Origin of the sequence: Massilia sp. TWR1-2-2 (assembly GCF_049897565.1) — a bacterium.
Taxonomy (GTDB): Bacteria; Pseudomonadota; Gammaproteobacteria; order Burkholderiales; family Burkholderiaceae_D; genus JAFCUW01.
In genome coordinates, this window is the sequence record NZ_JAFCWM010000023.1 from 1 (window position 1) to 26,873 (window position 26,873).

The following is a 26,873-nucleotide window of genomic DNA, read 5'->3' on the forward strand; positions in this document are numbered from 1 at the left end:
GATGTCCCGTTCAATTGGGTAGGGGCGACATCGCCCGCGACATTCCGATTACAGCCAAACAAGTCCAGTGTCGGCAACCCGGAGGCCGCTGTGGCAGTTTGTGAAACATTCAGGCTAGGTTGTCGCGCCATACGCTGGTGCGCTGCAGACGGTCGGCGGTGCGGGTGTAGAACATCAGCAGGCGGTCGATGTAGCGCACCGCGGTGGCTTCATCGAGGCTTGTCGCGAGCAGTTCGGCGTGGCGCGGCTTCATGCCACCGTTGCCGCACACGTAGAGGTTCCAGCCGTTTTCGGTGGCGATCAGGCCGATGTCCTTGCCCTGCGCTTCGGCGCATTCGCGGGTGCAGCCGGAGACGCCGAACTTGATCTTGTGCGGCGTGCGCAGGCCCTTGTAGCGGTTCTCCAGCGCGATCGCGAAGCCCATGCTGTCGCCGACGCCGTAGCGGCACCAGGTCGAGCCGACGCAGGACTTCACGGTGCGCAGCGACTTGCCGTAGGCGTGGCCCGATTCAAAGCCGGCGGCGATCAGCTCTTCCCATATCAGTGGCAACTGGTCGACCCGGGCGCCGAACAGGTCGACGCGGGCGCCGCCGGTGATCTTGGTGTAAAGGCCGTGCTTCTTGGCGACCTGGCCGACGGCGATCAGGCCGTCGGCGGTGACTTCGCCGCCCGGCATGCGCGGCACCACCGAATAGGTGCCGTCCTTCTGGATGTTGCCGAGGTAGTAGTCGTTGGTGTCCTGTACGGCCGCGTGCACGGGCGTGAGGACGAAGTCGTTCCAGGTCGAGGCGAGGATGCTGGCGGCGGCCGGTTTGCAGACGTCGCAGCCGAGGCCTTTGCCGTGGGCGGCCAGCAGGTCGGGGAAGGTCTTGATCTGGCCGACGCGGATCAGGTGGAACAGCTCCTGGCGCGAATAGGCGAAGTGCTCGCAGATGTGGTTGTCGACGGCCAGGCCTTGCCTGGTCATTTCGGCCTTCATCACCTCGGTTACCAGGGCGACGCAGCCGCCGCAGCTGGTGCCGGCCGAGGTGCAGCTTTTCAGGTCGCCGATGGTGACGGCGCCGCCGCACACCGCGGCGCACAGGGTGCCCTTGGAGACGTCGTTGCAGGAGCAGATCTGGGCCGTGTCGGGCAGGGCGTCGACGCCAAGCGCGGGACGCGCGCTGCCGTCGCTTTGCGGCAGGATCAAAAATTCGGGCGACTCGGGCAGCCCGATCCGGTTCAGCATCATCTGCAGCAGGGTGCCGTATTCGGCGGCGTCGCCAACCAGCACGCCGCCGAGCAGGTATTTGCCGCAGCTGGAGACGACGATCTTCTTGTAGACCTGCTTGCGCTCGTCGGTGAACTGGTAGGAGCGGCTGCCTTCTTCGGTGGCGTGCGGGTCGCCAATGCTGGCAACGTCGACGCCCATCAGTTTGAGCTTGGTGCTCATGTCGGCGCCGGTAAAGGCGGGCGCGCCGCCAAGCAGATGGCGCGCGGCGGTGCGCGCCATTTCGTAGCCGGGTGCGACCAGGCCGAAAATCTGGCCGCCCCACAGCGCGCATTCGCCGATGGCGTAGACGTCGGGGTCGGAGGTCAGGCAGCTGTTGTCGATGGCAATGCCGCCGCGCGGGCCGACGGCCAGGCCGCAGTCGCGCGCCAGTTCGTCGCGCGGGCGGATGCCAGCCGAGAAGACGATCATGTCGGCGTCGAGGTGGCTGCCGTCGGCGAACTGCATCCGGTGGGTGCGCGCTTCGCCTTCGGCGATTTCGACGGTGTTCTTTTGCGTGTGGACGGTGACGCCGAGCTGCTCTATTTTTTTGCGCAGCACGCGCGAGCCGCCGTCGTCGACCTGCACTGCCATCAGGCGCGGTGCAAATTCGACGACGTGGGTGTCGAGCTTCATGTCGCGCAGCGCCTTGGCGCATTCGAGGCCGAGCAGGCCGCCGCCGATCACGACGCCGGTCTTGGAGCGCTGTCCGCATTCGAGCATCGCTTCGAGGTCCTCGATGGTGCGGTAGACGAAGCAGTCCTTGCGGTCCTTGCCGGGCAGCGGCGGCACGAACGGGTAGGAGCCGGTGGCGAAGACGAGCTTATCGTAGGCGAGCACTTCGCCACTGTTGACAGTCACCGTTTTCGCCGCGCGGTCGACCGCCGTCACCCTGGCGTTGAGCTTGAGCGCGACGTTGCCCTTGTCGAAGAAGCCTGGCGCGACCAGCGACAGGTCGTCGGCCGATTTACCGGCAAAAAATTCGGACAGGTGCACGCGGTCGTAGGCGGGGCGCGGCTCTTCGCACAGGACCGTCACTTCGAGATGTGCCGCTTCCAGGGCCAGCGTTTCGAGGAATTTGTGGCCGACCATGCCGTGACCGATGACGATGATTTTCATGCGTGTTCTCCTTATGCCGCGGCGCCGGCCGGGGCAAGTTCGGTGGTGGTGTTGATGGTGAAGCGGACGGCGATGGCGAACAGCGCGGCGATCACCACCAGAGCGGACAGGATGCTGAGGGTCTGCTGGATGTCGCCGGTGCCTTTCATCAGGAAGCCGGCGGCTACCGCGCCGACATTGCCGCCGGCGCCGATGATGCCGGCCACGCCGCCAAGCGCCTTGCTGTCGATGAAGGGCACCAGCGCGTAGGTGGCGCCGCAGGCCATGTGGGTGAACAGGCCGAAGCACAGCATGGCGATGACGGCGTAGGTGACGGTGTCGGCGTTGGCGAACCACAGCAGGCCGAGGCCTTCGCCGATCATCATGATGAACAGCAGGGTGACGCGGCTATTCAGGTTGCCGCGGGCGGCGCCACGGTCGGACAGGTAGCCGCCGAGGGCGCGGGCGAACAGCGCCAGCAGGCCAAAGCTGCCGGCGGCCATGCCGGCGGCGCCGAGCGACAGGCCGAAATGGTCGACATAGTAAACAGCGGCGATGTTGTGGATGAAGATCTCGATGCCGAAGCAGGCGCCGTAGGTGATGAACAGCAGCCAGACGCGGTAGTTGGCGCTGGCGGCCTTGAAGCTGTCCCAGCCGCCGGCGGGAGCGCCCCCCGCTCCCGCCCTGCCACCATCGATGGCGATGCCGGCGGCGCGCATTTCGGCGTAGTTGCCTTGTGGGCAGTCCTGGGTGTAGCGGAAGTAGAGGCCGGCCATGATGAGCATCAGCACGCCAGGGACCAGCAGGGCGACGCGCCAGCCGAGCGTTTCGCTCACGCCCATCATGATGACGGCGGCCATCAGCACCGGCATCAGGACCTGGGCGGCGCCACCGCCGGTGTTGCCCCAGCCGGCAGCGGCGGCGTTGGCGGTGCCGACGACGTTGGGCGCGAACATGACCGAGGTGTGGTACTGGGTGATGACGAAGCTGGCGCCGACCGCGCCGATGCCGAGGCGGAAGAACAGGAAACTTTCGTAGCTTTGCGACAGCGCCACGCCGAGCACCGGGATGGCGCCGAGCAGCAGCAGGCCGGTGTAGGTCTTGCGCGGGCCGTAGCGGTCGCACATCGGGCCGATGATCAGGCGGACCAGGATGGTGATGGCGACGGCGGCGATGTTGATGTTGGCGATCTGCGCGATCGACAGGCCGAATTCGCCTTTGATGACCGGCATCAGCGGGGCGCAGGCGAACCAGGCGAAGAAGCAGACGAAGAAGGCCATCCAGGTCAGGTGGAAGGCGCGCATCGGTGGCGTCGAGAAGGAGAACAGTTTGATGCTGGTTGCTTTGCTGGCCATTGTGGCTCCCGTTAAAAACGAAAAGGCGTCCGCACAAGCCCGGTTGAAGCAACCAGGTTGGGCGGACGCCGTTGTCCGTGCCGGTCCGCCATTGGACCAGCGCTGTTTATCTAAGGGGATCGCCGTTGATCCGTTATGGTTGTATGAGCAGGAAGCGTGCCAGAGGTGCGTGCCCGTGGGGCGGAGAAGGGCTATCCGATGCGCATCATGGCGGTGCGTGCATGCCCGAAAATGATGCGCTGCAGCGTGAAACGTGCGAACGCATGCTCAGCAGGGGTTCCCGCCCGCGCGGGAACGACGGTCTGCAAGTCGGCGGTACTAATCTGGCTCGGAACGCAACGATGGGAGCGCAGTAGTATTCATCATGCCGTTGTCGAACGAGGCGGCGTAGCCGGCAGCGTCGCTGCCGTCCCAACGCTTGCCGTCGAGGAGGACGGCGCTGCGCATCACGCCGGCCGGGACCGGCGTGCCGCTCAGCTCAGCCGCTTCGCGGTACAGGTCGACCTGGTTGACGGCGCCGGCCACCGCCAGGTAGTCGGGATCGGCCTTCAGCATGCCCCAGCGGCGCTGCTGGGTCATGAACCACATCGCGTCGGACAGCCAGGGGAAGTTGACGTCGCCATCGCCATGGAAGCGCAGGCGGTCGGGGTCGGTCCAGCTCTTGCCAAGGCCGTCCTGGTAGCGGCCCAGCAGGCGTGCCGCGATCAACTCCTGGGCGGCGTTGATGTAGGCCGGGCTGGCGAGCACTTCGGCGGCAGCCTCGCGGTGGGCTTCGTCGGCATCGATCCAGCGGGCCGCGTCGAGTACGGCGGCGACCAGCGCGATGCAGGTGCGCGGCTTGCGGCGCGCGAAGTCGGCGCTGGCGCCGAGCACCTTGCCCGGATGGTTGCGCCAGATTTGCTGGCTGGTGGCGGCGGTGACGCCGCAGCTGTCTTGCACGGCGCGCGCGCTCCATGGTTCGCCGGCGCAAAAGCCGTCGAGGTGGCCCGCTTCGAGGCTGGCGACCATCTGCGACGGCGGCAAGGTGACCAGGCGCACGTCGTGCTGCGGATCGATGCCGTGGGCGGCGAGCCAGTAGCTGAGCAGCAACGCGTGATTGCCGCCCGGGAAAGTATGGGCGAAGGTCATGCGCCGCTCGGTCACCGCCAGCAGCGCCTTGAGCGAGGGGCCGTCGACGGCGCCGCGGCTGGCGAGGCGGCGCGACAGCGTGATCGCCTGGCCGTTCTGGCTCAGGCCCATCAGCACGGCCATGTCGCGCCGGCGGGCGCCAAGGCCGAGGTGGGCGCCGGTGACCAGGCCGTACAGCGCGTGGGAGGCGTCGAGCGCGCCGTCGCACAGCTTGTCGCGCACCGACGACCACGACATCTCGCAGCGCAAGTCGATGCGGATGCCGTAGCGCTGGTCGAAGCCGAGCACCGACGCCATCACCAGCGACGCGCAGTCGGTCAGCGGCATGAAGCCGACCCGCACGGTTTCCTGCTCGGGTGCGCCGACTCGCGCATTTGCCAGTCCTGCCATACCACTCCTTGGTTGGTGCGCCGGGTCAGCCCAGCAGGTCTTCGACGTCGAGGATGCGCTGGGCGATCTCGGACAGTTTGAGCTTCTTGTTCATGGCCATGCTGCGCAGCTTCTGGAAGGCCTGTTCCTCGGTCAGATGCCGGTGCGCCATCAGCACCCCCTTGGCGCGCTCGACGACTTTGCGCTCGGCCAGCTTGTGGCGGGTGTCGGCCAGTTCGTCGAGCAGCTTTTGTTCCTGGCGAAAGCGCGCCAGCGCAACCCCGAGCACCGGCTTGATGCGTTCGGCCTTGAGGCCGGCGACGATGTAGGCCGAGACGCCGGCCGCGATCGCCGCTTCCATGCTGGCGGTGGTGTCGTCTTCGGTGAACAGGACGATCGGGCGGCGCTCGTCGCGGCTGGTGATGACGATGTGTTCGAGCACGTCGCGGGCGTCGGATTCGGCGTCGATGATGATCAGGTCGGGCTGCAGCTGGGCGATGCGCTCGGGCAGGAACATGTCGGCCGGCAGCGAGGCGACCAGGTCGTAGCCGGCTTCGAGCAGGCCGATGCGCAGCGCGTTGCCGCGCCGGACCTGGGCGGCGATGGCGGCGTCATCGTGCTCGCCGGCCGGCACGATGGTGGTGGCGACGACGATGCGCAGCTTCGACGGAGGAGGTTGACGCGATTTCATGCCGGTACTGCAAGCAAGATTTGTGCCGGGCGTTTTGTGATTTCTTCGCCGATCGGCGCGACGTGATCAGTTCAGGCCGGCGATGCGGGCGTTGCGTTCGCGCTCGAGCTTGGTGATGTAGCGTTGCACCATCGCCAAGTTGCCGCGCGAGATGTCGATGAAGTGGCAGCCGAGGCGGCGGTTGGTCTTGTTGTTGAGCAGTGTGAGGTCGACCGAATTGCGCACCTGCAGCGTGGTCGTGACGGCGCCGATTTCGGGCAGGTCGATGCGGCAGCCTTCGTAGTTGATGCCGATGGTGTCGCCCAGCACCAGCTTGTTGTCGAGGATGGCGATGCCGCCGCAGCTGATGTCCGACAGCGGAAAGCCGACTGTGCCGCCGCCGAGATCATCGGGCATCTGGATCATCGCGCTTACCGGGTTGCTGACCGGCGTGGCCATGCGGTAGAACTCGCGCCGCTGCAGGCGGATCAGCGATAGCGGCAACGCCAGTTTCAGCGCCGGCGCGTTTTCGAACATGGTCTCGGTGACGCCTTCGCCGGAAAACAGGATGCGAATCTTGTCGAGCGAGGTTTCGAAGGAAATGCGCTGGCCGCGCAGGATGCGCAGGTTCTGGGCGTTGTCGATCGAGCGGTCGAGGATCACCGAGTTCGTGTCGGGGTCGACGTCGAGTACCGAAGTGACGCAGACGTCGGCCTCGCCCTGGATCAACATGCGTACCAGCTGGTTCTTTTCGCCGATGCTACGCAGCAGCGCGATGATTTCACGGCGCGAGCTGACCTCGAAATCGTGCCAGTTTTCCATATCTACATCGTTTAGTGGTTGCATCGTTCGCCAGCCGGGTATTTTAGGTATTGATGAGTCGGGCCACGTCGGGAACCGGCGTCGCTGGGCCGCCATTTCCTTGTGCAGATTCAACATGATATAGCCAGGCCAGCAGTTCCGCAATCGCGCGATACAGCGCCGGCGGAATCTGACGGTCGAGGTCCACTTCCATCAGCAGCGCGACGAGCTCTTTCGATTCGTGCACGAACACGCCAGCCTGCTGGGCGCGGCCGATGATCTGCTGCGCCATCAGACCTTTGCCCTTGGCCACCACCTTGGGTGCGCCGTCGCCGTCCTGATAGGCCAGCGCGACCGCGTTCTGGTGCCGGCGGCTGGCGGCGTCGTCAGACATTGCCCGGTTCCCGGGCGGCGCCGACGGTCAGCGAGGCGGGCGGATTGCCGGACGCTTCGAGCGCGCGCTGCAGTTCACCGGCGCGCGCGCGCAGCAGGTTGCCGATGGCGTCCGAGCCCGGCTGCAGCTGGATGTGCAGCTGGTCGCCGGCGAGCACGACGGTGGCGCCGATTTCGCCGAGCGCGGCAAAGCGCAGCCGCAGCGCGCTGCGCCAGGGTGCTTCGGGCGCTTCGCCGCCGGGCGACTGGCGCTCGCTGCGCTCGGGCGGGTCGCGGCTGATCTGCCACGACATGTGCTGGCCCGGCCACAGCTGGCCCTGCCAAGCGACGCGGCCCTGCTCGTGGCTCGACAGCTGCAGGTTGATGAACTGGGCGGTGGCCGGGTCGGCGGGGATGGCGCCGCCTGGCGCGAACGCGGCCGCGGCCGACGCTGGCGAGGCCGACGCCTGCACCGCCGGCCCGGCTTCCTGCCTGGCGGCGGCGCGCTGCATCTGCGGCTCGCGCTGCAGCTCGGTGAGCGCTCGCTTGCCGGCCGACCATTCGGCCACGTGCGATTCGTAGAACAGTCCGCTGGCGCCGATGGCGTCCTTCAGTACTGCGGCCAGCTTGACCGGGTCGGCGGAAGCGGCCGGAAGCAGCGGCAGTGGCGCGACGATGGTGTTCTGCGGGTTGGGCGCGCGCGCTGCCGCGCCGAGCACGGTGGTGATGACGCGCGCCGCGTCGCTCAGCGTCGAGCGGGTGCTGGAGGAATCGGATTCGGACAGCAGGCTTGCCGCCGGTGCGTCGCTGAACAGGCTGGCGGCGCGCTGCATGGCGCCAGCCCTGGCCGCGCCGGCGCCGGCGGCTGCGCCTGCGGCGGAACCGGCTGCGGAACCAGCGGCAGGACCAGCGGCAGGACTAGCGGCAGTGCTGGCGAGGGACCCGGCGCCCGCGCCAGGCTCGGCCAGGCTATCGGCGACAAAGGCGGGAATCGGCGCGGACTGCGGCGAGCCGGTGACCTTGAAAGTAGGGCGGGGCGTCAGGGCAACGAGCGTCAGCGGCACTTCGGCGCCGGGCTGCGGATTGGATGGCAGCATCATGCGCGCCGGCGTGCCGGCGACCCTGACCAGAAAGCTGCCGTCGGTCAGGCGCGACAGCACTTCGGCCTGCATCGACTTGCCGACCTGGCCGGACAGCGAACGCTGGAACTCCTGCTGGCGGGCATCGGCGACCGCTTCGGCGGCGGTGACCGGCGTGATCCGGGCGACCGGCGCGACGTTGACGATGTCGGCGGCGGGGATCATCGTGCGCCTGCCGCGGCCCGGCTACAAACACCAGACCCTACGGCATCAGCGACCGCGCTGGCGGGCATGGCGGGCATTCACTTCAGGCGCCGTAAGCCGCCGACAGCTTGCGCGAGGCGCCACTGCTGTTGATCAGGGCCGACAGTTCGGCCATCCACGGCGTCGTCAGGTTGCGGATTTCGCGGTCGTGGGCGAGGATCTGATGAATGATCTCGACCTTGCGGGCGCGGATCGGGCCGGACAGGGCGGCGACCGGTTCGCCGGCCTTGAGCGTCTGCACGTGGCTGGCGCAATCGGTCTCGAGGGCAGCGAGGTTTTCCCAGTCGCGCGACTGCGCCGCCAGCAGCATCTTGCCGGTCAGTTCGTTGACGGTTTCGTAAAGCGAGATGACTTGTTCGCTGTTCATGATTTACCCTGCAATGGAAAACGATGCGGTGCGCGGCGCCAGGCTGTCGTACGCGGCGCGCGGCGGTTCGATGGCGGCTGCAGCTGGCTTGGCGGCGGCGCCGATGGCGTCCCACGCGCCCTTCAGGTCGAGCAGCAAGGTCTGCACTTCCTCGAGAATTTCCGGCTTGTTGCTGACGTTGGCCATCAGCAGGCGCCGGCCCATGTAGTCGTACAGCGAGTCGAGGCTCTCGGCGATCTGGCCGCCGGCCTGCTTGTCGAGGCTGGCGCGCAGGCCGTTCTCGATGATCAGGATGGCTTTCGATATGGCCATGCCTTTCTTCTGGATCTCGCCCGCTTTCATGTGCGCGTGGCCGGCGCGCACTGCCACCAGCGCGCCTTCGAACAGCATCACGATCAGCTGGTGCGGGCTGGAAGCGACGACGCCGGTTTCGAGGCCGACCTTGGCGTAGCTGTTTGCCCCTCTTTGTGACGTTCCAAACATGGATGCTCCCTCCTAAATATATTTCGACTGATTACTACCGATTGTTCAGGTTGCTAATTGCCGTCAGCTGCTGCGCCAGGTAAGTGCTGGTGTTGTTCATGCTGCTCAGCGACAGGTCGAGCGCGGTAAACTGCGCACGGTAGCGTTTTTCAACTGTGACCATGCGCGCATTGAACTCCGTTTCGCGCTTGGTGATGTTGCGGATCGATTCGCTGATGCCGTCGGTACGCGATGCCAGCGGACCGCCCACCGCCAACAGGGAGCTGGCGAGTTTCTCGAACTGGGCCGCATAGCCGGTCGTGGCGGGCTTGGCGGTGTCGCCGGTGCCGTTGGCCGGCACGGCGGCAAACAGGCCGGCGAAGTCGTCGAAATTGCTCGCCAGTGCCTTGTTGAGCTTGGCGCTGTCGAGCGCCAGCGTGCCGTCTTTTTGCACCGTCACGCCCACTTCCGACAGGCGCGTCAAGCCGCCCTCGCCGGGAATTGCCGCCGCCAGCACGCCGCGCACCTGGGTCTGGATGGCGCGAACGCTCGCTTCACCGTTCAGGATGGCCGCTGTCTTGGTGGTCGGGTTGTAGGCCATCGCGTCGCGCAGCGTCTGGCTGATGTCGTTGTAGGCCTTGACGAAGGACGTCACCGCGGTCGACACGGCGCCGGTGTCGCGCACCACGTTCAGCGCGGTGGTGGTGCCGACGTTGGTCTTGAGCAGGTTCAAGGTGACCCCGGTGACGACGTCGTCGACCGTGTTGGACGGTTTTGACACGTCGATGCCGTCGAGCTTGAACTTGGCGTCGACGGCGGTGCCGGTCTCCCTCATCGCCTTGGCCGGATCCATCGGATCGTGGGTCAGCAGGGCCGACAGCAGCGGGCTGCCGGCCGGGTCGGCGTCGACCACCGAGATCTTCATGCTGCTCGCCTGGCCGGTGCTGTTTTGCGTCAGGGTCAGGCGGTACGGCGTGGCGCTGCCGTCGTTGACGATGGCGGCGGTGACGCCGATGCCGGCCTTGTTGATGGCGTCGCGGATATCGGCCAGCGAACTGCCGCCGTCGATGGTGACGCTCTTGGTGGTGCCGGCGCCGGGCGTAAAAGCGGTCGCGTCGATGTACTTGCCGTCGGCGCCTAGGGTGGCCGGGCCGGGCTTGCCATCGGCGCCGAGGGGCCCGACAATGGTGCCGAGGTCGAACTTGATGACGCCCTTGCCGAGCGCGACGGTGTCGCTGCCGGTGCCGTCGACGACCAGTTTCTGCGCCTTGGCCAGCTGGCTCACTTCGAGCGCATAGGTACCGGGGGCGGCGGCAGTGGTGGAGGTAACGGAGGCGATCGTGGTGTCGATCAGGGAGCTTTTGGTGCCCTGGAACTTGCTGACCTCAGACAGCGCGCGCACCGAGCTCTGGAACTGCGACAGGGCGCCTTTGAGCGTGCCGAAGCCGGTCAGCTTCATCTGGTAGCTGGTCTCCTGCTTGATCATGCGGGCGAGCGGCTGGCGCTCGACGGACATCAGCTTCGTGACGATGCCCTCGATGTCCATGGATGAACCGATGCCAGAAAGAGATCCCGCCACTGTTGCCCCCTGCTTCAAAAGTTAAATATACGTTGTTAACGGCCCAAGCCAACTGGACTTTAGAGGGACGATCACCTGTCTATTCTGGAACTACACAGCTGGCGCCACTCAGGCGCTTTGCTTGACGAGCAGGCTTTGCAGGCGGTCGAGCGCCTTCGCAATTTCCAGTGCTTCCTCGGTCGGCATCTGGCGGATCACTTCCTGGGTGCTCTTGTCGACCACCTTGACGATGGTGCGGTCGCTGTCGTCGTCGACCGAGAACTCGAGGTCCTGCGAGCGTTCCTTCAGCGCGTGGTTGATGCTCTTGAGTGCGTGCGAGACTTCGTCTTCCGTTGCCGTCGCCGCTGGTTGCTTGGCGGCCATTACAGTTTGGGTCGGCGCCGCGTCGTTGCGCGCGGCGATGGCCGCGCTCTTGTCGGCGGGCGGCGTTGGTGGCGCCGCTGCGCTCGTTTGTGGACGGATTTCCATGCTAATTCCTTAAACGGAAAAAACCCGGCCGGGAGAACCGGACCGGGTTTCGTGTTGCGGTGAAGACTTGTTGATTAACCGCGCAGCAGGGCCAGCACGCCGTTTGGCAGCGAGTTAGCCTGTGCCAGCATGGCGGTACCAGCTTGTTGCAGGATCTGGCCGCGCGTCAGCGAAGCGGTTTCCTTGGCGAAGTCGGTATCTTGAATCCGGCTACGCGAAGCCGACAAGTTTTCCGACGACGTTTGCAGGCTCGATACGACCGAAGCGAAACGGTTCTGGTAAGCACCCAGCGAAGCGCGGGAAGTGCCGACCGTGGCCAGCGCGCCGTCGATGGCCGAGATGGCCTTGGCAGCGTTGGCGGAGGTCAGTACATCCATGCTCGACAGGCTCGACACCGACGATGTCGTCGTTGCTGCGACTACGCCGCCGGCTGCTGCCAGGCCAGCTTTGGCCAGGTTCGCGCCGCCGTAGACGATGCCGCTTGCGCTGCTGCTGCTCAGGGTGACGGTACCGTGGTTCGCTTTTGCGACGCCGACGGCGACGCCGGTGCCCGTACCGGCCGTGGTGCTGACAGCAGCGCCGCCGTAGGCGATGTTAGCCTGGCTGGCGAAGCCGCCCGAAGGGGTACCGACAGCGACGGCGGAGCCGGCGGCGTTGGACGATTCGATCTTGACTGCCGATGCGGTGCCGTCGAGCTTGGTGATTTTGAGGTCACCGCCAGCGACGGTGCCGCTGACGCTGTGGGTAGCCGAGTTGGCGGTGGCGAACGAATCGACGCCTGCCTGCACCGTTGCAGCGGTGATGCCGGTGCCGACGGCGGTCGATGCGAGCAGCGATTGGCCATCGACGCTGATCGAGAACTTATCGGTCGCGGTAGTGGAGCTCAGTGCAGTGTAGGCGCCGAACGCTACTTCGGTCGTCTCGGTGCCGCCCTTGGTGCCGACAGCGGCGGTAGCCAGGCCAGTCTGGGCCAGGAACGCGGTCTTGTCGGTCGCGACGGCGGCGGTGCTTGCTGCAGTGCCGTTCAGGCCGATGCTGATGTCGCGGCCATCGGAAGCGGTCAGGGTCAGCGCGCCGGTGGTGGCGTTGGCCGACGCGGTCACGCCGGTCTGGGTAGCGATCTTGTTGATGGCCGCCGCAACGTTGGCGCCCTGGCCGGCTGCGGTTGCGCCGCCGCTGACTGCGCCGACGTTGACGCCGTTGATGCTGAACGTATCGGCGGCGATGGCACCGGTGGTGGCGCCGAAGGTCGTCGCCGAGCTGCCGGACACCTTGTTCACGTCAGCCGATGCGGTCACGCCGCTGTCGGCCGAGATCTTGTTGATCGCTGCTGCGATCGAGGAGGCGCTCGAGGCGCTTTGGCCTGGTGCTGCACCCATCGCCGACGCGCCGACCTGGAAGCCGTTCAGGGTCATGTCGCCGGCTGACAGAGCGCCGGTGGTTGCGCCGCTGCTGATCTTGGCATCGAAGCTGGTGCCCACGCCGCCCAGTTGGGAAGTACGTGCGCTGGAAATCGACTCGATCGTGATGCGGTCGTTGCTGGTGTTGTTGGCGCCGATCTGGAAGTCCTGCGACGAGAACGAACCGTCGAGCAGTTTGACGCCGTTGAACGACGAGTTCTGTGCGACGCGGTCGATTTCAGCTGCCAGCGACTGGACTTCGCCGTTCAGTGCTGCGCGGTCCGATGCCGAGTTGGTGCCGTTCGAAGCCTGCACAGCCAGCTCACGCATACGCTGCAAGTTGGTACCGATCTGAGCCAGGTCGCCCTCGGCCGTTTGAGCCAGCGAGATACCGTCGTTGGCGTTACGAGCTGCCTGGTCGGAACCGTTGATCTGCGACGTCATACGCTCCGAAATTGCCAGACCGGCGGCGTCGTCTTTTGCGCTGTTGATACGCAGACCGGACGACAGACGCTGCAGCGAAGTCGTGAGAGCGGTTTGCGACGAATTCAGGTTACGTTGCGAATTCAGCGAAGCGATGTTGGTGTTAATAAATGCAGCCATTTTAATTCTCCAAACTGGGTAATTCCGGGGTGGGCTACGTGCCGCGTCTTACTTTGGTCTGCCTCGCTGTTCCGAGACAATCAAACCGCAGTTGAATCTGGTAACGTCGCTCCCCTCAAAAAGTTGATAGGAGAAAACAATAATAAATCTGTGGTTTCACTCTCAGCTTTGGCAAATCCGGTGCGCTTAAACGACAGCGAAAAGGTGAACTTTAGGGCGAAATTAATTTTATTTTGTGTCGCCGGGGCCGACGTTTTGTTATCGTTTTACTCACGAATTTGACAGTCTCGGCAGCGCGTGGCGGCGTCTGTTATTTCGCCGACAACGGAACCGCGGTCAGCGCGAGGCGTGATACCGAGGCAACAGAGGTGACGTGAAGTTCAGGGAGGGAATCGGGATGCGGGCCCTGCGTCCGCTCGAACGCAGGCTTGTACTGAGGATATTACTCGGCGACGATGACGCGGTTCTTGCCGCTCTTCTTGGCCTGGTACATCGCCTTGTCGGCGCGCGCCACCAGCGCCGGCTGCGCCTCGTTCGGGTAGCGCAGCGCCACGCCAGCCGAAAACGTGATCAGCAGCTTCTCGTTCTCGTGCAGGAAGAAATGCTTGGTCAGCTCGCGCTGCAGACGCGTCATCGTCTGCGCCGCCGCCTCGACCGTGGTCTCCGGCAGCAGGATCAGGAATTCCTCGCCGCCGAAGCGGGCAATCACATCCATCGAGCGCAGCGTTTCCTTGACGATCTTGACCAGGTGCTTGAGGGCGCCGTCGCCAGCCAGGTGGCCGTAAGTATCGTTGAGGCGCTTGAAGTCGTCGAGGTCGAGGATGGCCAGGCACAGCGGCGTGCCGCGGCGGTCCGAGCGCGCCGTTTCGCGCTCGAACACGTCGTCGAGCCCGCGCCGGTTCAGGCTGCCGGTGAGCTGGTCTTCGCGCACCAGCTCGCTCATGTGGCGCAGCTCCGCCTCCAGCGACACGATGCGCTGCTCGGCTTCCAGCACTTCCTGGCGCGCGGCGATCATGCGGTCGCGCGACTTGAGCGCCTCGGTCTGCACCAGCCGCGTTTCGCGCAGCACGTCGCCGAGCACCACGTTCAGGTCGTCGATGTTGTCGGCCTTGCTGATCTTTTCGGAGAAGCCGCCAATCTTTTCGTGGAAGTCGCCAGTGCTGGCCGCGACCGAGCCGAGCCGGTCGATGAACGTCATCATCATGTTCTTGACGGTCGACTTGACGTCCGACAGGCTGTGCTTGAGCCGGCTTTGCTTGTAGATCACGTCTTTCAGGCTGCGCGTGGCGTCTTCCAGTGCGCGCTGGTCCATCGGCCCGGAAATGAGCTCCTGCACGGCGTCGATCTGGCCGCGCAGCCAGCTGTCGTCATCGAGCAGTTCGCTGACGTTTTCCAGCAGCAGCTTGAACAGGCGCAGCAGCAATTCCTGCTGTTCGGCGACGTCGCCGCTCTTGATCTCGATCTGGTAGCACAGCTGCTTCAGGCGCACGGCGATTTCGCCCAGGGCTTCGTCGGTGTGCGCCAGCTTGGCGGCGGCGCCGAGCGATTCCGCCTCGGTCACCAGCGCCGGCATGCCGGTCAGCAGCGAGGCGACGGCGACCGTCAAGGTGCGGCTGAGCAGGTCGCGCAGCTGCTTCGACTCGGCCGCTTCGGACAGCGGCGCCAGCTCAATCGTACTGGCCTTGCGAAAATGCTTTTCCACCAGCTGCGACAGGCCGCGCGCGTAGCCGTCCCAGTCGCGCGCCTTGACGGCGCGATTGAAGCGGCGACCGAACTCGGCCAGCTCGCCCGGCGTGTCGGTCAGCTTGCTGGCGAAGTTGCCGAGCACCGTCTCGGCACCGCTGTCGGCAGGCGCGGGCGGCGCCACCGGCTCGGCGACGATGCCGGCGATCTCGTCATAGATGGCGCGATAGGCGTCCGGCGTCGGCGCGATGCGGCGCGTGGCCAGGCGACGAAATGCTTCGCGTGCGATGTCGGCGGGATTCTGACCGGGAGCGGCCGGCGGTTTTGCGGGAGGGAGCGACATGGCGAAAGCGGGAACGGCTCGGGTTGGTATCTGATGGCGTAATGATAAGCGCTTTTGCCGACAGGCGAACGTTTAATTAGAAGGCAGAAAACCCATCTTCCCTGACGGCATTAAAACCGACTTATTCGATCAGCTGGTTCTTGATCGCATAATGGGTCAGTTCGGCGCTGTTTTTCAACTTCATTTTCACCAAGAGGCGGGCGCGGTATTCGCTGATGGTCTTCACCGACAGCGACAGTTCCTGGGCGATCGCGCTGACCGTCTTGCCGGAGGCGATCATCGTCAGGGTCTGGTATTCGCGGTCCGACAGCGCCTCATGCGGCGCGCTGTCGTGGCCGTCGCCGAGCTGGCTGGCCAGCTCCTGCGCCAGCGCCGCGCTGACATACTTCTGGCCGGCGGCGACCTGGCGGATCGCCACCACCAGTTCCTGCGGCGCGCTCTGCTTGGTCAGGTAGCCGGCCGCGCCCGCCTTGAGCGAACGGATCGCGTACTGGTCTTCGCGGTGCATCGACAGCATCAGCACGGCCATCTCGGGATGCTCTTTCTTGACCTGCTTGAGCACCTCGATGCCGCTGCGGTCGGGCATCGAGATATCGAGCAGCATCACGTGGCACTTAGCCTTGCGAAATAACTTGATGGCGTCGAGCCCGTTTTCGGCTTCGCCGGCGACGACGATGTCGCGCTGCTCGGCGAGGATCTGCTTCAGGCCCTCGCGCACGATGGCGTGGTCGTCGGCGATGAAAACGCGGATGGTGGCTTTTTCGGTCATTGGGGCGATTCGGTTCCTGGCGAGGCCAGCTTGATCTTGATGGCCACAATGGTGCCACCTCCGCGCGTGCGCGACAAGGCCATTGTGCCGCCCAGCGCCAGGGCGCGCTCGCTCATGCCACGCAGGCCGAACGAGCCGGGCTTGATGCGGTCGGCCGCCTGGACACCGCCACCGTTGTCGCTGATTCTCAGGCAGATGTGATGGCGCAGGCGCGTCAGCGACACCGTCACCCGCGTCGCATGGGCATGCTTGGCAATATTGGTCAGCGCTTCCTGGAAAATGCGAAACAGCGCGCTGGCATGGTCGGCGGCCAGGTCGATGTCCTTCTCGTTCGATGTGAAGCTGCACGGCACGCCGATGTGCTTCTCGAATTCGTTGACTTGCCATTCGAGCGCGGCGACGATGCCGAAGTCGAGCATCGACGGGCGCAGGTCGAGCGAAATGCGGTGCACCGCCTCGATCGTGCGGTCGACCAGCGAATCGACGTAGACGGCCTTGTCGGCCAGCTGCGGCTGGTCGGTCGGCAGGCGCTTCGACAACATCGCCAGCGCCATCTTGATGGCGGTCAGGTTGCCGCCGAGGTCATCGTGGATTTCGCGCGCGATGCGGGTGCGCTCCTGTTCCTTGACTTCCTCGATGTGGGCGGTCAGCTCGGCCAGCCGGGCGCGCGAATTGGTCACTTCCAGCTGCGCGGCCTTGCTGGCGGTAATGTTCGTCATGATCCCTTCCCACTGCACGCCGCCGTCCCGCAACGGCCGCGGGCTCGAGCGCAGGTTGATCCACTTGACGTCCTTCCAGGCGTCGACCCAGATACGGCCTTCCCAGTTCCAGCTAGACATGCCGGCCGCCGAGGCGTGCATCGAGTCGCTGTAGCCCTTGCGGTCTTCCGGCAGGATCAGGCCGAGGAAAAGCTGCGGCTTTTTCTGCAGCGCCGCCGCGCCCAGGCCCAGCAGCGCGGCGCAGCCTTCGCTGAGGTAAGGGAAGCTGACGGTGCCGCCGGCGTCCAGCACGAACTGATAGACCAGCCCCGGCGTATTGCTGACGATGGCATTGAAGCGTGCCTGGTAGCGGGCCAGCTCTTCGATCAGGTCGGATTCGCGGGCGGACAGCGCGGGCGTGGTGGTCATGGGCAGATGCACAGGTTCAACGGCGGCGCGCGCGCCAGATGGCAATGAAGCGGCGCAGCATGCGCGCCGGACGGCTGGCGTGGCGGGCGCCGAAGCCGGCCTTCCGGCGCAGGCGAGCGAGGGCGGCACGGGCGGCGCCGCGCATCATCGCCGACAGCATGCTGACGCGGCGGAACGCGTCCGTCGCTTTCAGGCGGCCGATCCAGTAATCCTTGAGTGTCATGAATTTCTCGTGCCAGCGCGCAAACCACGGCAACGACAGCAGGGTCGGCTTGGTGAGCACATACAGCCGCGCCACGAGCGCCGCGCCGCCGACCTTGGCCACGATGATGACGCTGATGCCCGAGATCGGATGGCCGCTGGCAATGGCGAACAGGGCCAGCAGTTTAACCGGCAGCAACAAGATTGCCGGCAGCACGAAGGCCGCCAGCGCGGCGTACGGCGGCAGCGCGATGATGTGGCGTTCGAGCGCCTTCCATGGCGGCCAGGCAACCACCAGCCGCACCAGGCGCAGGCCGAGATCCCACAGCCAGTCCTCGAGCAGCAGCAACAGCGCCGCCAGGTACACCAGGGGCGACAGCAGCCGGTTGCGCAATGTGCGGGAACTTTTCATTGCGGCCATCATACGTCAAAAGTTCAGGCGCGGACACGCGGACAGGACGGCTGCGTGCCGTTACAATAGGCTGATGAATAAAGCATTTGTCAAAGAGTCCGACAACGATGACGACGAGGAAGCGCTGGCCCTGGCGCAGGCCATTCCCGCCGGCGCCAAGAACTACATCACGCCGGCCGGCTACCAGCGCATCAAGGACGAGCTGCTGCAGCTGATCGACGTCGACCGGCCCGAGGTGGTACGCATCGTGCACTGGGCCGCCTCGAACGGCGACCGCTCGGAAAACGGCGACTATATATATGGCAAGCGGCGGCTGCGCCAGATCGACGGGCGCATCCGCTTCCTGACCAAGCGCATGGACTCGGCCGCGGTGGTCGACCCTAGCGTCCATTTCGGCAACGATCAGGTCTTTTTCGGCGCCACCGTCGGCTACCGCAACGCTGCCGGCGAAGAGCACAGCGTCACCATTGTCGGAATCGACGAACTGGATCCGCTCAAAGGCAAGATCAGCTGGGTCTCCCCGGTGGCGCGGGCCATGACGAAGGCGCGCGAGGGCGACGTCGTCACCTTGCAGACGCCGCTCGGGCCGGAAGAACTCGAACTGCTCAGCGTGGAATATCCGGCGCCTTCGCCGGATTGAACGTTTGGCCGCAGAACCGATTTCCCTTGCTAGCGCGTACGACGTTATTTTTAGACGTGGATCGTAGATCAGCTGACGTACCGCCATAGCCGAAATCTGCGCGGTCTGGATGTGCAGGGTTGACCAAAGCGTTGTACTCTTCCGGCACGATAACGGAGGGAATCAGCATGAGCGCATTGGTGTTGGAGATGAGCCATGCATCTCCAAACCTGACAGACTTCGATCCGGCCGGCTGCGCACGCCAGGACGGTAGTAACGCATCCGACGACACCTGTTGTCGTCGACTCCAGATTTCGTCCGGAACCGTGCACTTGACCAGGAAGGAGTTGCGAATCGCCACGACGCCAGCCAAATGCGCAAGCGTCTCAAGTATTGCCAAAGAGATAGAGGTCGACGTGTAAGTGACCGCTTTGGCTGGCTTGTTCCATCGCCCACCGTGGGTTTTTGCTCCACTCCCTGTCATGTCTTCAGCGTCAAGTTTACGCGTCTGCCGGGAGATTCTCCACCAGTGTGTTTCGGGCGTAGTCACGAAACGATTCCAAACTCGATCCGGCCAGCTCGGAAGTGGGCATCGTGAACAAATCAGCATTGTCCGGGTGCGAAGCACCCACCCCGTCATTTAACGCAATGGAATCTTTTATTGCTGATCGCAGCGCCCATCGCGACCACAAGGTTGTCATAGGATTCTCCAAAAATAGATCGATCTCAGCGCGAATGGTAGACATGCGTCGGATTATTTAATTCTGAGCGAAGACGAGCGCCCGTCGTATTCCGATGCACCCTCGTCTTTCGCACAGATGTTTTGCTGGGCACGCGCTCGGGTTTCGTGATAATTCTATCTATCTGAAATAACCCTTCGGAGACCAGCATGCGATTCATGATTTTGTTAATGGCCGACAAGGACACCGAAGCCGGCGTGATGCCGAGCGAACAGCTCCTGGCCGACATGGGGAACTTCAATGAGCAGCTGATCAAGGCTGGCGTGATGGAGGCGGGCGAGGGACTGCAGCCAAGCTCGAAAGGGGCGCGCGTGCACTTTTCCGGCGCCAACGTCAGCGTTGCCGACGGACCTTTTGAACGGACCGGCGGCATGCTGGCCGGCTTCTGGATCTGGAAAGTGAAGTCGAAGGAAGAGGCGATCGAGTGGGTCAAGAAGGTGCCGATGCCGATGATCAGCGGTGAGGCGACGATTGAAATTCGCCAGATCGTTGAGATGGAAGATCTTGGCGCCGAATTCACGCCTGAACTGCGCGCCCAGGAAGAGCACCAGCGCGCCGAGCTCGCCAAGCAAAAGGGCTAGGCAAGCCGCCGATCCCCGGTTGCTACAGTCGGACGAAAAAATATACCGTCATCCGCGCGCAGCTGGGACCGATACTGAGCTCGCTTAGAGGCGATCGCTCGGCGCGCGCGCCAGCCAATCATTGCTGATCGAATGCGCCAAGATAATCGAGCTTGCCGACGTTGACGCCCTGGTTGCGCAGGATGTCGTAGGCCGTCACGACGTGAAAGTAAAAATTTGGCGGCGCAAACGTCAGTAGGTAGCTGGCGCCGGTAAAGGTTGGCCCGGACGCGGTCCAGTTCAGCTTGATTTCACGCTCTTCGCCTGCGCCGAGTTGCGCCGGATCGGCGCTCTCGATGTAGGCGATGGTCGCGGCGATGCGATCCTGCAGCTGGGCGAAAGTGGTTTCGTCATCGGCGAATGTGGGCGATGCTTGAACCAGGACTACAGACACACTTCCACGTAGCTCACAGCGGGCTCGAGGCCGGCACGGATCTTCGTGATGTGCTTGCCATCTTCTTCCATCACGATCGCCGCTTTTGCATCGACGCTCCGGGCGGTCAGGTAATGGCCGGCCGGCCAGTACTTGTGCGGACCGACTTCAATGGTGGGATACTTTTGCTTCGCTTGGGCCAGCGTGTCGCCGACCGCAACGCCGAGTTCGTTCGGCGTGCCGGCATCGGCATCGGCGCGTGTGATCACGCCTTTTTCGACCATGAAACGCGCGCCCGGCAGTTGACCGAAGCGCACGGAACTGCAAGCAGGATCGCGCACGCCGAGCGGTGTACTTTTTTCTTCGAGTTTCTGTTCGATGGCGCTTAACGTGTCTCCAAACATGACCGGACCATAGCCGGCTTTGGACAAGACTGGCTTGGCGATTCGTGCGGGTGACGCGCTGGCTGCGCTGTCCGCCGCAGGCGCAGTCGCCGATGGCGCAACTTGCGCGGCAGGCTCGGGTTTGGCGCAAGCGGTGGCCGAGAGCACCAACACCATCAACATCGTTGAATTTCGCATCTGCGGCCTTAACCGTTAAAAGTCGTACGGTAACATGGGCGTTCGAGCCGCGTTCGCCGCCGCCCGGAAACGGCGGCGCTGTCATTTGACTACTCATCTGAAGGCCACATGCCGTTTTCAATCGTGCATGATTGCAACTAGCTCATCTGTTATTATAGTGGCACGTGCCGGCTTAGCTCAGTTGGAAGAGTGGATGAAGTGTAATCATCAGGTCGCCTGGTTCGAATCCGGCAGTTGGCACCAATAATTCGTAGTAGAAAAAGACCTGGCTGCGCCCTTCAAACGGCGAGCCAGGTTTTTTTTCGCCTGTCGTTGCGAGGCGTTTCGCGCCCCTCTGTTTCGAGACAAAAGCGAAGTGCCGAACATACCGTTTCGACTGCGTCATGTATATCTGTTGGCTTACATTTCACCGCGGCTCGCTGCGGTCTCCAGCTAGCAAAATTTACGAAGGCAAATAATGAAGAAAACTATCGTGTTCACGGCAGTTGCTGCCGCAGCCGTTGTCAGCGGCGCCGTCTACGCGCAGGGCGCGCAAAAAGCGCCAAAGGCGGAACCGCACATGCAGAAAGTCCTCGATGCACTGGCTTCGCTCGGCGGCAAGCCGATCGAAACGCTCACTCCCGCCGAGGCACGCAAGCAGCCGACGCCGGCCGACGCCGTCAAAAAGGTGCTGGCAGAAACGGGCAAGAGCGCCGCGCCGGAAGCCGGGGTCACCGTCAAGGACATGATGATCGCCGGTCCGCTGGGCGAGTTCCCGATCCACATCTACACACCGGAGGGCAAAGGCCCATTCCCGGTGATGGTGTATTACCACGGTGGCGGCTTCGTCATCGCCGACACCAAGACGTATGATGCGTCGCCGCGCGCGCTGGCAAAAATGGCCGGCGCCATCATGGTCGCGGTCGACTACCATCAGGCGCCGGAACACAAGTTCCCGGCAGCGCCGAATGATGCCTACGCCGCCTACGTGTGGACCCTGGCGCACGCCAAGGAGTTTAACGGCGACCCGGCGCGCGTGGCGGTCGGCGGCGAAAGCGCGGGCGGCAACCTTGCGACCGTCGTCTCGATGATGGCGCGCGACAAGAAGATTCAGATGCCCGTGCATCAACTGCTGGTCTATCCGGTCGTCAGCGACGACATGACCACGCCGTCATACCAGCGTAACGCCGCCGCCAAGCCGTTGAACAAGCCGATGATGGCGTGGTTCTTCAAGTACTATGGCGCCGATGTGACCAATCCATACGCCGTGCCGATGAAAGCAGCATCGCTGAAAGGGCTGCCGCCGGCGACGATCATCGCCGCCGAGATCGATCCGCTGCTATCCGAAGGCAAGGCGTATGGCGACCGCCTGAAAAAGGACGGCGTCAACGTGACATACAAGGAATATACCGGCGTCGCGCACGAATTCTTCGGCATGGGCGCGGTAGTGCCAAAGGCGAACGAAGCGGAGCAATTTGCGGCCGACCAGCTGAAGAAGGCTTTCGCCGCGAAACAGTAAGCGTTGGAGTGCGGCGCCTGCCACGACGTCTTTGACAGGCGCCCACTTCGGCGAGATACTGCAACCAGGAAGTTTCATGCGCGACCGTTGCGCATGATCTGATTGGAGGCGGTATGAAATGCCTGGCAACCCTGTTCCTGACCTTGCTGCTGGCAGGCTGCGCGAGCATCAAGCCCGACCCGTCTCATTTGTTCAAGGACGCCGCGTTCAAACCGCCGACGGAACGTATCGGCGTCGACGACCTGTTCACCCTCAGTCCGGAAATGCGCGCATATCTCAACAGTGACGCGTTTCGCGCCGAGCTACGCGCCAGGGGGCCCGAGCACGGCCTGTTCGACGCGCGCTACCGGAAGGGCGAGCTGCAACTCGATTACAACGCGACGGTGACGCGCGACGATGCGCAATCTGGTGCCCGTGCTGGCCAAGCTTGGCCGGGGCGTGGAAGCGCAGGTACTCGAACAGCGCCTGGCAGCCATCGAACCTGAACCGGCTTACCATTTCTTTAACCTGGGGCGGGCGGCGATGGATCGCGCCGAATATGGCGCCGCCAAGGAACTGTTCGCGCGCGAGGTCAAGCGCGCGCCGTACTCCGACGAATTCCATTTCTGGCTGGCGCTGTCTCACCTGTACCTGGGCGAAACGGCGCAGGCGCGCGAACAGCTGGCGCTGGCGGTGAAGACCAGCGCCACGCCGGACGGACGCGAACGCTATTCAGCGAAACTGGCGCATCTGCAGGAAAAGAGCCGGCAGAGCGCGCCGGCGTACTAACGCGCCTGGTCTAACCGCGCACGGCCGCTTCGATGGCGGCGATGTCAATTTTTGTCATGTGCATCATTGCCTCGAAGGCGCGCCTGGCAACGGCGCGATCCGGATTGGCGATCGCCTCGGTCAGCACGCGCGGCGCGATTTGCCACGAAATGCCCCACTTGTCGATGCACCAGCTGCATTGGCTTTCCTGGCCGCCGTTGCTAACAATCGCATTCCACAGCCGGTCGGTTTCGGCCTGGTCGTCGGTGGCAACCTGGAACGAGAAACCCATGTTGTGCGTCACTCCGGGGCCGCCGTTCAGACCAACGCACGGAATGCCGAGTACGTTGAATTCGACCACGAGGACGTCGCCTTCTTTGCCGGACGGATAGTCGGCGGGCGCGCGCACGGTCGACCCCACAGAGCTATCAGGAAATGTCGCCGCGTAGAACTTCGCCGCTTCTTCTGCCGTGCCGTCGAACCAAAGACAAATTGTGTTTTTGCTGACCATATTAGTTCTCCAATGGATGAACGAATACGTAGCTTAATCCATAACCCTGACGGCTGACAGGCGGGCGCGTCCGGGGTCTGACCCTGTCACGTGGCTGTTGCAGAGGTTGGAAGGTGGAATTGTAGCCGGCTCGTCGGGCAGCCTCACGCGCGTTCGCGCTCGACGCGGGTCACGCCGGCCACGCGGCGCAGGTTGCGGATCAGGTGCGCCAGGTGGACGCGATCCTTGATCTGGATGGTGAAGCGCAGCTGCGTCATCACGTGTTCTTCATCCTCGTCCATGCCGACGTAGGTGATGTTGGCGTCAGACTCGCCGATCTCGGCCGCCACGCGCGCGAGGATGCCTTTTTCGTTGTTGATCAAGAGGCGAATGCGGCAGTCGAAACGGCGGTTCAGTTCCGCGCCCCACTGTACCGCGATCCAGCGGTCCGGCTCTTTCATGCGCAGGCGCTTGGCCGGCATGCAGTCGCTGGTGTGCACCACCAGGCCCTGGTCGCGCCGCAGCTGGCCAATGATCTGGTCGCCTGGAATCGGCAGGCAGCACGGCGCCAGCTGCACCGACACGCCTTCGCTGCCGTAGATCGTCACCGGATCGAGCTCGGCCGGCACCAGGTGGTGCTGTGACGGCAGGTTGCCGAGGTCGTCGTCGATCAGGCCGAAGATGTGGCGCGCCACCAGCGCGGCCATGCGCTTGCCGATGCCGATCTCGGCGTACAGGTCGTCCATCGACTTGGCCGACGATTCGTTGAGCAGCTTTTCGATCGTCGGCTGCGGCAGGTCCGGGTTGATGTTGAGCGTGGTGAGTGCCTGCGCCAGCAGTTCCTGGCCAAGCTCGACCGACTCGTTGAGGTTGATCGTGCGCAGGTGGTGGCGGATTGCCGAGCGCGCTTTGCCGGTGCGCACGAACGCCAGCCAGGTCGGGCTCGGGCGCGAATTCGGGTCGGTGACGATCTCGACGATGTCGCCATTGCGCAGCTCGGTGCGCAGCGGCGCCGCTTCGTTGTTGATCTTGACCGACACGGTATGGTCGCCGATGCCGGTGTGGATCGTGTAGGCGAAGTCGAGCGCGGTGGCGCCGCGCGGCAGGGCGATGATCTTCGACTTCGGCGTGAACACGTAGACCGAATCGGGGAACAGGTCGACCTTGACGTGCTCGAGAAATTCGGCCGAGTCGCCCGTCTGCTGCTGGATGTCGAGCAGCGACTGCAGCCAGCTGTGGGTGCGCTGCTGCAGCTCGGTCAGGTTCGATTCGCCGCTCTTGTAGAGCCAGTGCGCGGCCACGCCGGATTCGGCGGTGCGGTGCATTTCCTGGGTGCGGATCTGGAACTCGACCGGCGTGCCGTACGGGCCGATCAGCGTCGTGTGCAGCGACTGGTAGCCATTGAGCTTGCGGATCGCGATGTAGTCCTTGAACTTGCCTGGCATCGGCTTGTACAGGCCGTGCAAGGTACCGAGCGCAACATAACAGTCGGCGAAGTTGTCGACCACCACGCGGAAACCGTACACGTCGAGTACCTGCGAAAACGACAGGTGCTTCAGGCGCATTTTCTTGTAGATGCCGTACAGCGTTTTTTCGCGCCCGTACACTTCGGCCGGCATGCCGGCGTTGGCCAGCGTGGCCTTGACCGACTCGAGGATCTTCTTGACCACTTCGCGGCGGTTGCCGCGCGCCGCCTTGACCGCCTTCGACAGCGTGCGGTAGCGCATCGGATACAGGTGCGAAAAGGCCAGGTCCTGCAGCTCGCGGTAGATGTTGTTGAGGCCAAGGCGGTGCGCGATCGGCACATACACTTCCATCGTCTCGGCGGCGATGCGGCGCTTCTTGGCCGGCGTCATGTGCTCGAGCGTGCGCATGTTGTGCAGCCGGTCGGCCAGCTTGATGAGGATGACGCGCACGTCGGACGCCATCGCCAGCAGCATCTTGCGGAAGTTTTCCGCCTGCGCCTCGATCAGCGTCTGAAATTCGATTTTTTCCAGCTTCGACAGGCCGTCGACGAGGGTGGCAACCGGCGCGCCGAAGCGTTCGATCAGCTCTTCCTTCTTGACGTCCTGGTCTTCCATCACGTCGTGCAACAGCGCGGCCATGATGGCCTGGGCGTCAAGCTTCCAGTCGGCGCAGATTTCGGCGACCGCGATCGGATGGGAAATGTAGGGTTCGCCCGACTTGCGGACCTGGCCCAGATGCATCTCGTCGGAGAAACGATATGCTTCCTTGACCTTTTTCAGTTCGGAAGGGGTGAGGTATTCGGACAGCTTGGCCGACAACTGGGTGACCGAAGCGACGCCCGGCGCGGGGGCCGGGGCGGCATTGTCTGGCGACTTCGACGCCGCGCGTGCGGCGCGGGTCTTTGGCGTGCCTGAGTGTGTCGAATCCGGTGTGGTCAGGTTCATACGCAAAGTCAATCAGCCGCAGTGTGATGAAAGGATACCAGAATGGCGGGTTGACACGTAATCAGGCTTGCCGAACACAATTACATCGGCACCTTTTTCAGCATCTCGATGCCGACCTTGCCGGCGGCGATTTCGCGCAGGGCGACGACGGTCGGCTTGTCCTTGGCATCGACCTTCGGGGTGTGGCCCTGCAACAACTGACGCGCGCGATAGGTCGCGGCCAGGGTCAGCTGGAAACGGTTAGGGATTTGCTTCAAGCAATCTTCAATGGTAATGCGGGCCATTATTACTCCTGATCTGGTGATGTGTGTGCCGAACGGATGGGTTACGACGACTGCAGCGCATGGATACCCAGTTGGGCAAAAAGCGAGGCGTTACGCGCGGCTTGCTGTGGAAAGCGGGCTCGTGTCGCTCTGACAATCGCTCTCATCTCGGACAAGGCGACGTTGAACTCTTCATTGATAATAGCATACTCGAACTCCGGAGCGTGAGCGATCTCGCCGCCGGCGGCCAGCAGGCGCTTGGTAATGACGTGCGGTTCGTCCTGGCCGCGCTTGTAAAGACGCTCTTCCAAAGCGGCAATCGACGGCGGCAAAATGAAGATGCCGGCGGCAGTGGGAAACTGCTTGCGCACCTGGCGCGCGCCCTGCCAGTCGATCTCGAGCAGGATATCGGTGCCGGTTTTCATTTCATGCTCGACGATCAGGCGCGAGGTGCCGTAGTAATTGCCGTGCACTTCGGCCCACTCGAGGAATTCGCCGGCCTCGGCGCGGGCGACGAAGTCGTCGGCGCTGGTGAAGAAATACTCCTTGCCGTGGGTTTCGCCCGGGCGCGGTGCGCGCGTGGTGGTCGAGATCGACAGCTTGATCCCGGGTTCTTCGGCCAGCAGGGCGTTGACCAGGGTCGACTTGCCGGCGCCCGACGGCGCCGCGACGATGAACAGGCTGCCGGCGAGGGCGGGTTGGATACTCATAAAACTCCTCGGTTCTCGCTTC

Annotated in this window: 28 protein-coding genes, 1 tRNA gene and 1 pseudogene; 7 read left to right on the forward strand and 23 right to left on the reverse strand. The window is 64.0% G+C overall.

The genetic code is table 11. From position 1 onward, the window contains the following. Positions 1 to 115: 115 nt before the first annotated feature. From nirB to ACP7DD_RS19675, 16 genes and pseudogenes are all read right to left on the reverse strand, one after another. Positions 116 to 2,368 (reverse strand): annotated as a pseudogene (gene nirB, locus ACP7DD_RS19600) (nitrite reductase large subunit NirB); the annotation flags it as partial. Between the two features lie 11 nt (positions 2,369 to 2,379). Beyond that, on the reverse strand, positions 2,380 to 3,702 hold the full coding sequence (locus ACP7DD_RS19605; protein WP_426176478.1) for an MFS transporter: 1,323 nt from the start codon (positions 3,700 to 3,702) through the stop codon (positions 2,380 to 2,382). A gap of 318 nt (positions 3,703 to 4,020) precedes the next feature. Continuing rightward, entirely contained in the window at positions 4,021 to 5,220 is a 1,200-nt protein-coding gene (locus ACP7DD_RS19610; protein ID WP_426176479.1) for a CmpA/NrtA family ABC transporter substrate-binding protein, read from the reverse strand. Positions 5,221 to 5,245: 25 nt separating this feature from the next. After that, positions 5,246 to 5,890, reverse strand: coding sequence for an ANTAR domain-containing response regulator (locus tag ACP7DD_RS19615; RefSeq protein WP_426176480.1), 645 nt, complete (start codon positions 5,888 to 5,890; stop codon positions 5,246 to 5,248). A gap of 66 nt (positions 5,891 to 5,956) precedes the next feature. Next, positions 5,957 to 6,691 (reverse strand): flagellar brake protein, encoded by a 735-nt coding sequence (locus tag ACP7DD_RS19620; RefSeq protein ID WP_426176481.1) that lies wholly within the window; start codon positions 6,689 to 6,691, stop codon positions 5,957 to 5,959. A 43-nt stretch (positions 6,692 to 6,734) separates the two neighbouring features. Beyond that, positions 6,735 to 7,064: an EscU/YscU/HrcU family type III secretion system export apparatus switch protein gene (locus ACP7DD_RS19625; protein ID WP_426176482.1), complete on the reverse strand. Its 330-nt coding sequence runs from the start codon at positions 7,062 to 7,064 to the stop codon at positions 6,735 to 6,737. Next, positions 7,057 to 8,346 (reverse strand): flagellar hook-length control protein FliK, encoded by a 1,290-nt coding sequence (locus ACP7DD_RS19630; RefSeq protein ID WP_426176483.1) that lies wholly within the window; start codon positions 8,344 to 8,346, stop codon positions 7,057 to 7,059. The genes ACP7DD_RS19625 and ACP7DD_RS19630 overlap by 8 nt, the downstream gene beginning before the upstream one ends. A gap of 82 nt (positions 8,347 to 8,428) precedes the next feature. Then, positions 8,429 to 8,752: a flagellar protein FliT gene (locus ACP7DD_RS19635; RefSeq protein WP_426176484.1), complete on the reverse strand. Its 324-nt coding sequence runs from the start codon at positions 8,750 to 8,752 to the stop codon at positions 8,429 to 8,431. A 3-nt stretch (positions 8,753 to 8,755) separates the two neighbouring features. Continuing rightward, the gene (fliS, locus tag ACP7DD_RS19640) at positions 8,756 to 9,235 is read right to left on the reverse strand and encodes a flagellar export chaperone FliS (RefSeq protein WP_426176485.1); all 480 of its coding nucleotides are present in this window, start codon (positions 9,233 to 9,235) and stop codon (positions 8,756 to 8,758) included. A 34-nt stretch (positions 9,236 to 9,269) separates the two neighbouring features. Then, positions 9,270 to 10,760, reverse strand: a complete 1,491-nt coding sequence (fliD, locus tag ACP7DD_RS19645) for a flagellar filament capping protein FliD (RefSeq protein WP_426176486.1) — start codon at positions 10,758 to 10,760, stop codon at positions 9,270 to 9,272. Positions 10,761 to 10,901: 141 nt separating this feature from the next. Beyond that, on the reverse strand, positions 10,902 to 11,261 hold the full coding sequence (locus ACP7DD_RS19650) for a flagellar protein FlaG (protein WP_426176487.1): 360 nt from the start codon (positions 11,259 to 11,261) through the stop codon (positions 10,902 to 10,904). 74 nt (positions 11,262 to 11,335) lie between these two features. Then, complete coding sequence (locus ACP7DD_RS19655; RefSeq protein WP_426176488.1) at positions 11,336 to 13,264, reverse strand: flagellin; 1,929 nt, start codon at positions 13,262 to 13,264, stop codon at positions 11,336 to 11,338. 442 nt (positions 13,265 to 13,706) lie between these two features. Next, a complete protein-coding gene (locus tag ACP7DD_RS19660) occupies positions 13,707 to 15,290 on the reverse strand; it encodes a GGDEF domain-containing protein (protein ID WP_426176489.1) in 1,584 nt (527 codons plus the stop codon). A 121-nt stretch (positions 15,291 to 15,411) separates the two neighbouring features. After that, positions 15,412 to 16,059, reverse strand: a complete 648-nt coding sequence (locus ACP7DD_RS19665) for a response regulator (protein ID WP_426176490.1) — start codon at positions 16,057 to 16,059, stop codon at positions 15,412 to 15,414. Next, complete coding sequence (locus ACP7DD_RS19670) at positions 16,056 to 17,186, reverse strand: histidine kinase (RefSeq protein ID WP_426176491.1); 1,131 nt, start codon at positions 17,184 to 17,186, stop codon at positions 16,056 to 16,058. Before ACP7DD_RS19670 ends, ACP7DD_RS19665 begins: the two co-directional genes overlap by 4 nt. Positions 17,187 to 17,202: 16 nt before the next feature. Beyond that, complete coding sequence (locus ACP7DD_RS19675; RefSeq protein WP_426176492.1) at positions 17,203 to 17,799, reverse strand: hypothetical protein; 597 nt, start codon at positions 17,797 to 17,799, stop codon at positions 17,203 to 17,205. Between the two features lie 73 nt (positions 17,800 to 17,872). Here ACP7DD_RS19675 and greB point away from each other — a divergent pair, with 73 nt between their 5' ends. Then, positions 17,873 to 18,439 carry a transcription elongation factor GreB gene (greB, locus tag ACP7DD_RS19680; RefSeq protein ID WP_426176493.1) on the forward strand — a complete coding sequence of 189 codons (567 nt, stop codon included), beginning with the start codon at positions 17,873 to 17,875 and terminating at the stop codon, positions 18,437 to 18,439. Here greB and ACP7DD_RS19685 read toward each other — a convergent pair. Next, on the reverse strand, positions 18,405 to 18,968 hold the full coding sequence (locus ACP7DD_RS19685) for an RES family NAD+ phosphorylase (RefSeq protein WP_426176494.1): 564 nt from the start codon (positions 18,966 to 18,968) through the stop codon (positions 18,405 to 18,407). The genes greB and ACP7DD_RS19685 overlap by 35 nt on opposite strands. 339 nt (positions 18,969 to 19,307) lie before the next feature. Between ACP7DD_RS19685 and ACP7DD_RS19690 the strand changes: the two genes are divergently transcribed. Further along, positions 19,308 to 19,739 (forward strand): YciI family protein, encoded by a 432-nt coding sequence (locus tag ACP7DD_RS19690; RefSeq protein ID WP_426176495.1) that lies wholly within the window; start codon positions 19,308 to 19,310, stop codon positions 19,737 to 19,739. 118 nt (positions 19,740 to 19,857) lie between these two features. Here the strand turns inward: ACP7DD_RS19690 and ACP7DD_RS19695 are convergent, their stop codons facing one another. Continuing rightward, positions 19,858 to 20,172 carry a DUF1993 family protein gene (locus tag ACP7DD_RS19695; protein WP_426176496.1) on the reverse strand — a complete coding sequence of 105 codons (315 nt, stop codon included), beginning with the start codon at positions 20,170 to 20,172 and terminating at the stop codon, positions 19,858 to 19,860. Continuing rightward, positions 20,163 to 20,582: a hypothetical protein gene (locus ACP7DD_RS19700; RefSeq protein ID WP_426176497.1), complete on the reverse strand. Its 420-nt coding sequence runs from the start codon at positions 20,580 to 20,582 to the stop codon at positions 20,163 to 20,165. The genes ACP7DD_RS19695 and ACP7DD_RS19700 overlap by 10 nt, the downstream gene beginning before the upstream one ends. 7 nt (positions 20,583 to 20,589) lie before the next feature. Between ACP7DD_RS19700 and ACP7DD_RS19705 the strand changes: the two genes are divergently transcribed. The 5 genes from ACP7DD_RS19705 (at position 20,590) to ACP7DD_RS19725 (ending at position 22,998) form a co-directional block, all read left to right on the forward strand. Next, on the forward strand, positions 20,590 to 20,751 hold the full coding sequence (locus ACP7DD_RS19705; RefSeq protein WP_426176498.1) for a hypothetical protein: 162 nt from the start codon (positions 20,590 to 20,592) through the stop codon (positions 20,749 to 20,751). Between the two features lie 147 nt (positions 20,752 to 20,898). Beyond that, a tRNA-Thr gene (locus ACP7DD_RS19710) sits at positions 20,899 to 20,975 on the forward strand. Between the two features lie 214 nt (positions 20,976 to 21,189). After that, positions 21,190 to 22,230: an alpha/beta hydrolase gene (locus ACP7DD_RS19715; protein ID WP_426176499.1), complete on the forward strand. Its 1,041-nt coding sequence runs from the start codon at positions 21,190 to 21,192 to the stop codon at positions 22,228 to 22,230. A gap of 113 nt (positions 22,231 to 22,343) precedes the next feature. After that, positions 22,344 to 22,715 carry a hypothetical protein gene (locus ACP7DD_RS19720; protein ID WP_426176500.1) on the forward strand — a complete coding sequence of 124 codons (372 nt, stop codon included), beginning with the start codon at positions 22,344 to 22,346 and terminating at the stop codon, positions 22,713 to 22,715. A 37-nt stretch (positions 22,716 to 22,752) separates the two neighbouring features. Continuing rightward, positions 22,753 to 22,998 carry a hypothetical protein gene (locus ACP7DD_RS19725; protein WP_426176501.1) on the forward strand — a complete coding sequence of 82 codons (246 nt, stop codon included), beginning with the start codon at positions 22,753 to 22,755 and terminating at the stop codon, positions 22,996 to 22,998. A 10-nt stretch (positions 22,999 to 23,008) separates the two neighbouring features. Here the strand turns inward: ACP7DD_RS19725 and ACP7DD_RS19730 are convergent, their stop codons facing one another. The 4 genes from ACP7DD_RS19730 to gmk all read right to left on the reverse strand — a co-directional run bounded on the left by ACP7DD_RS19730 (position 23,009) and on the right by gmk (position 26,851). Next, positions 23,009 to 23,488 (reverse strand): VOC family protein, encoded by a 480-nt coding sequence (locus ACP7DD_RS19730; protein WP_426176502.1) that lies wholly within the window; start codon positions 23,486 to 23,488, stop codon positions 23,009 to 23,011. A gap of 143 nt (positions 23,489 to 23,631) precedes the next feature. Then, positions 23,632 to 25,878 (reverse strand): RelA/SpoT family protein, encoded by a 2,247-nt coding sequence (locus ACP7DD_RS19735; protein WP_426176503.1) that lies wholly within the window; start codon positions 25,876 to 25,878, stop codon positions 23,632 to 23,634. An 80-nt stretch (positions 25,879 to 25,958) separates the two neighbouring features. After that, the gene (gene rpoZ / locus ACP7DD_RS19740) at positions 25,959 to 26,162 is read right to left on the reverse strand and encodes a DNA-directed RNA polymerase subunit omega (RefSeq protein ID WP_094441537.1); all 204 of its coding nucleotides are present in this window, start codon (positions 26,160 to 26,162) and stop codon (positions 25,959 to 25,961) included. A 41-nt stretch (positions 26,163 to 26,203) separates the two neighbouring features. Beyond that, complete coding sequence (gene gmk, locus ACP7DD_RS19745) at positions 26,204 to 26,851, reverse strand: guanylate kinase (protein ID WP_426176504.1); 648 nt, start codon at positions 26,849 to 26,851, stop codon at positions 26,204 to 26,206. Between the last annotated feature and the right edge of the window lie 22 nt (positions 26,852 to 26,873).

Excerpts from the sequence above, each read along its gene's own strand:
- ACP7DD_RS19610 (WP_426176479.1), bottom strand. The coding sequence starts at position 5,220 with ATGGCAGGACTGGCAAATGCGCGAGTCGGCGCACCCGAGCAGGAAACC.
- ACP7DD_RS19635 (WP_426176484.1), bottom strand. The coding sequence starts at position 8,752 with ATGAACAGCGAACAAGTCATCTCGCTTTACGAAACCGTCAACGAACTG.
- ACP7DD_RS19605 (WP_426176478.1), bottom strand. The coding sequence starts at position 3,702 with ATGGCCAGCAAAGCAACCAGCATCAAACTGTTCTCCTTCTCGACGCCA.
- ACP7DD_RS19715 (WP_426176499.1), top strand. The coding sequence starts at position 21,190 with ATGAAGAAAACTATCGTGTTCACGGCAGTTGCTGCCGCAGCCGTTGTC.
- ACP7DD_RS19615 (WP_426176480.1), bottom strand. The coding sequence starts at position 5,890 with ATGAAATCGCGTCAACCTCCTCCGTCGAAGCTGCGCATCGTCGTCGCC.
- ACP7DD_RS19720 (WP_426176500.1), top strand. The coding sequence starts at position 22,344 with ATGAAATGCCTGGCAACCCTGTTCCTGACCTTGCTGCTGGCAGGCTGC.
- ACP7DD_RS19650 (WP_426176487.1), bottom strand. The coding sequence starts at position 11,261 with ATGGAAATCCGTCCACAAACGAGCGCAGCGGCGCCACCAACGCCGCCC.
- ACP7DD_RS19625 (WP_426176482.1), bottom strand. The coding sequence starts at position 7,064 with ATGTCTGACGACGCCGCCAGCCGCCGGCACCAGAACGCGGTCGCGCTG.
- ACP7DD_RS19655 (WP_426176488.1), bottom strand. The coding sequence starts at position 13,264 with ATGGCTGCATTTATTAACACCAACATCGCTTCGCTGAATTCGCAACGT.
- ACP7DD_RS19670 (WP_426176491.1), bottom strand. The coding sequence starts at position 17,186 with ATGACCACCACGCCCGCGCTGTCCGCCCGCGAATCCGACCTGATCGAA.
- ACP7DD_RS19665 (WP_426176490.1), bottom strand. The coding sequence starts at position 16,059 with ATGACCGAAAAAGCCACCATCCGCGTTTTCATCGCCGACGACCACGCC.
- fliD (WP_426176486.1), bottom strand. The coding sequence starts at position 10,760 with ATGGACATCGAGGGCATCGTCACGAAGCTGATGTCCGTCGAGCGCCAG.
- greB (WP_426176493.1), top strand. The coding sequence starts at position 17,873 with ATGAATAAAGCATTTGTCAAAGAGTCCGACAACGATGACGACGAGGAA.
- fliS (WP_426176485.1), bottom strand. The coding sequence starts at position 9,235 with ATGTTTGGAACGTCACAAAGAGGGGCAAACAGCTACGCCAAGGTCGGC.
- ACP7DD_RS19690 (WP_426176495.1), top strand. The coding sequence starts at position 19,308 with ATGCGATTCATGATTTTGTTAATGGCCGACAAGGACACCGAAGCCGGC.
- ACP7DD_RS19675 (WP_426176492.1), bottom strand. The coding sequence starts at position 17,799 with ATGAAAAGTTCCCGCACATTGCGCAACCGGCTGCTGTCGCCCCTGGTG.
- ACP7DD_RS19735 (WP_426176503.1), bottom strand. The coding sequence starts at position 25,878 with ATGAACCTGACCACACCGGATTCGACACACTCAGGCACGCCAAAGACC.
- ACP7DD_RS19630 (WP_426176483.1), bottom strand. The coding sequence starts at position 8,346 with ATGATCCCCGCCGCCGACATCGTCAACGTCGCGCCGGTCGCCCGGATC.
- gmk (WP_426176504.1), bottom strand. The coding sequence starts at position 26,851 with ATGAGTATCCAACCCGCCCTCGCCGGCAGCCTGTTCATCGTCGCGGCG.
- ACP7DD_RS19730 (WP_426176502.1), bottom strand. The coding sequence starts at position 23,488 with ATGGTCAGCAAAAACACAATTTGTCTTTGGTTCGACGGCACGGCAGAA.
- ACP7DD_RS19660 (WP_426176489.1), bottom strand. The coding sequence starts at position 15,290 with ATGTCGCTCCCTCCCGCAAAACCGCCGGCCGCTCCCGGTCAGAATCCC.
- rpoZ (WP_094441537.1), bottom strand. The coding sequence starts at position 26,162 with ATGGCCCGCATTACCATTGAAGATTGCTTGAAGCAAATCCCTAACCGT.
- ACP7DD_RS19725 (WP_426176501.1), top strand. The coding sequence starts at position 22,753 with ATGGATCGCGCCGAATATGGCGCCGCCAAGGAACTGTTCGCGCGCGAG.
- ACP7DD_RS19620 (WP_426176481.1), bottom strand. The coding sequence starts at position 6,691 with ATGGAAAACTGGCACGATTTCGAGGTCAGCTCGCGCCGTGAAATCATC.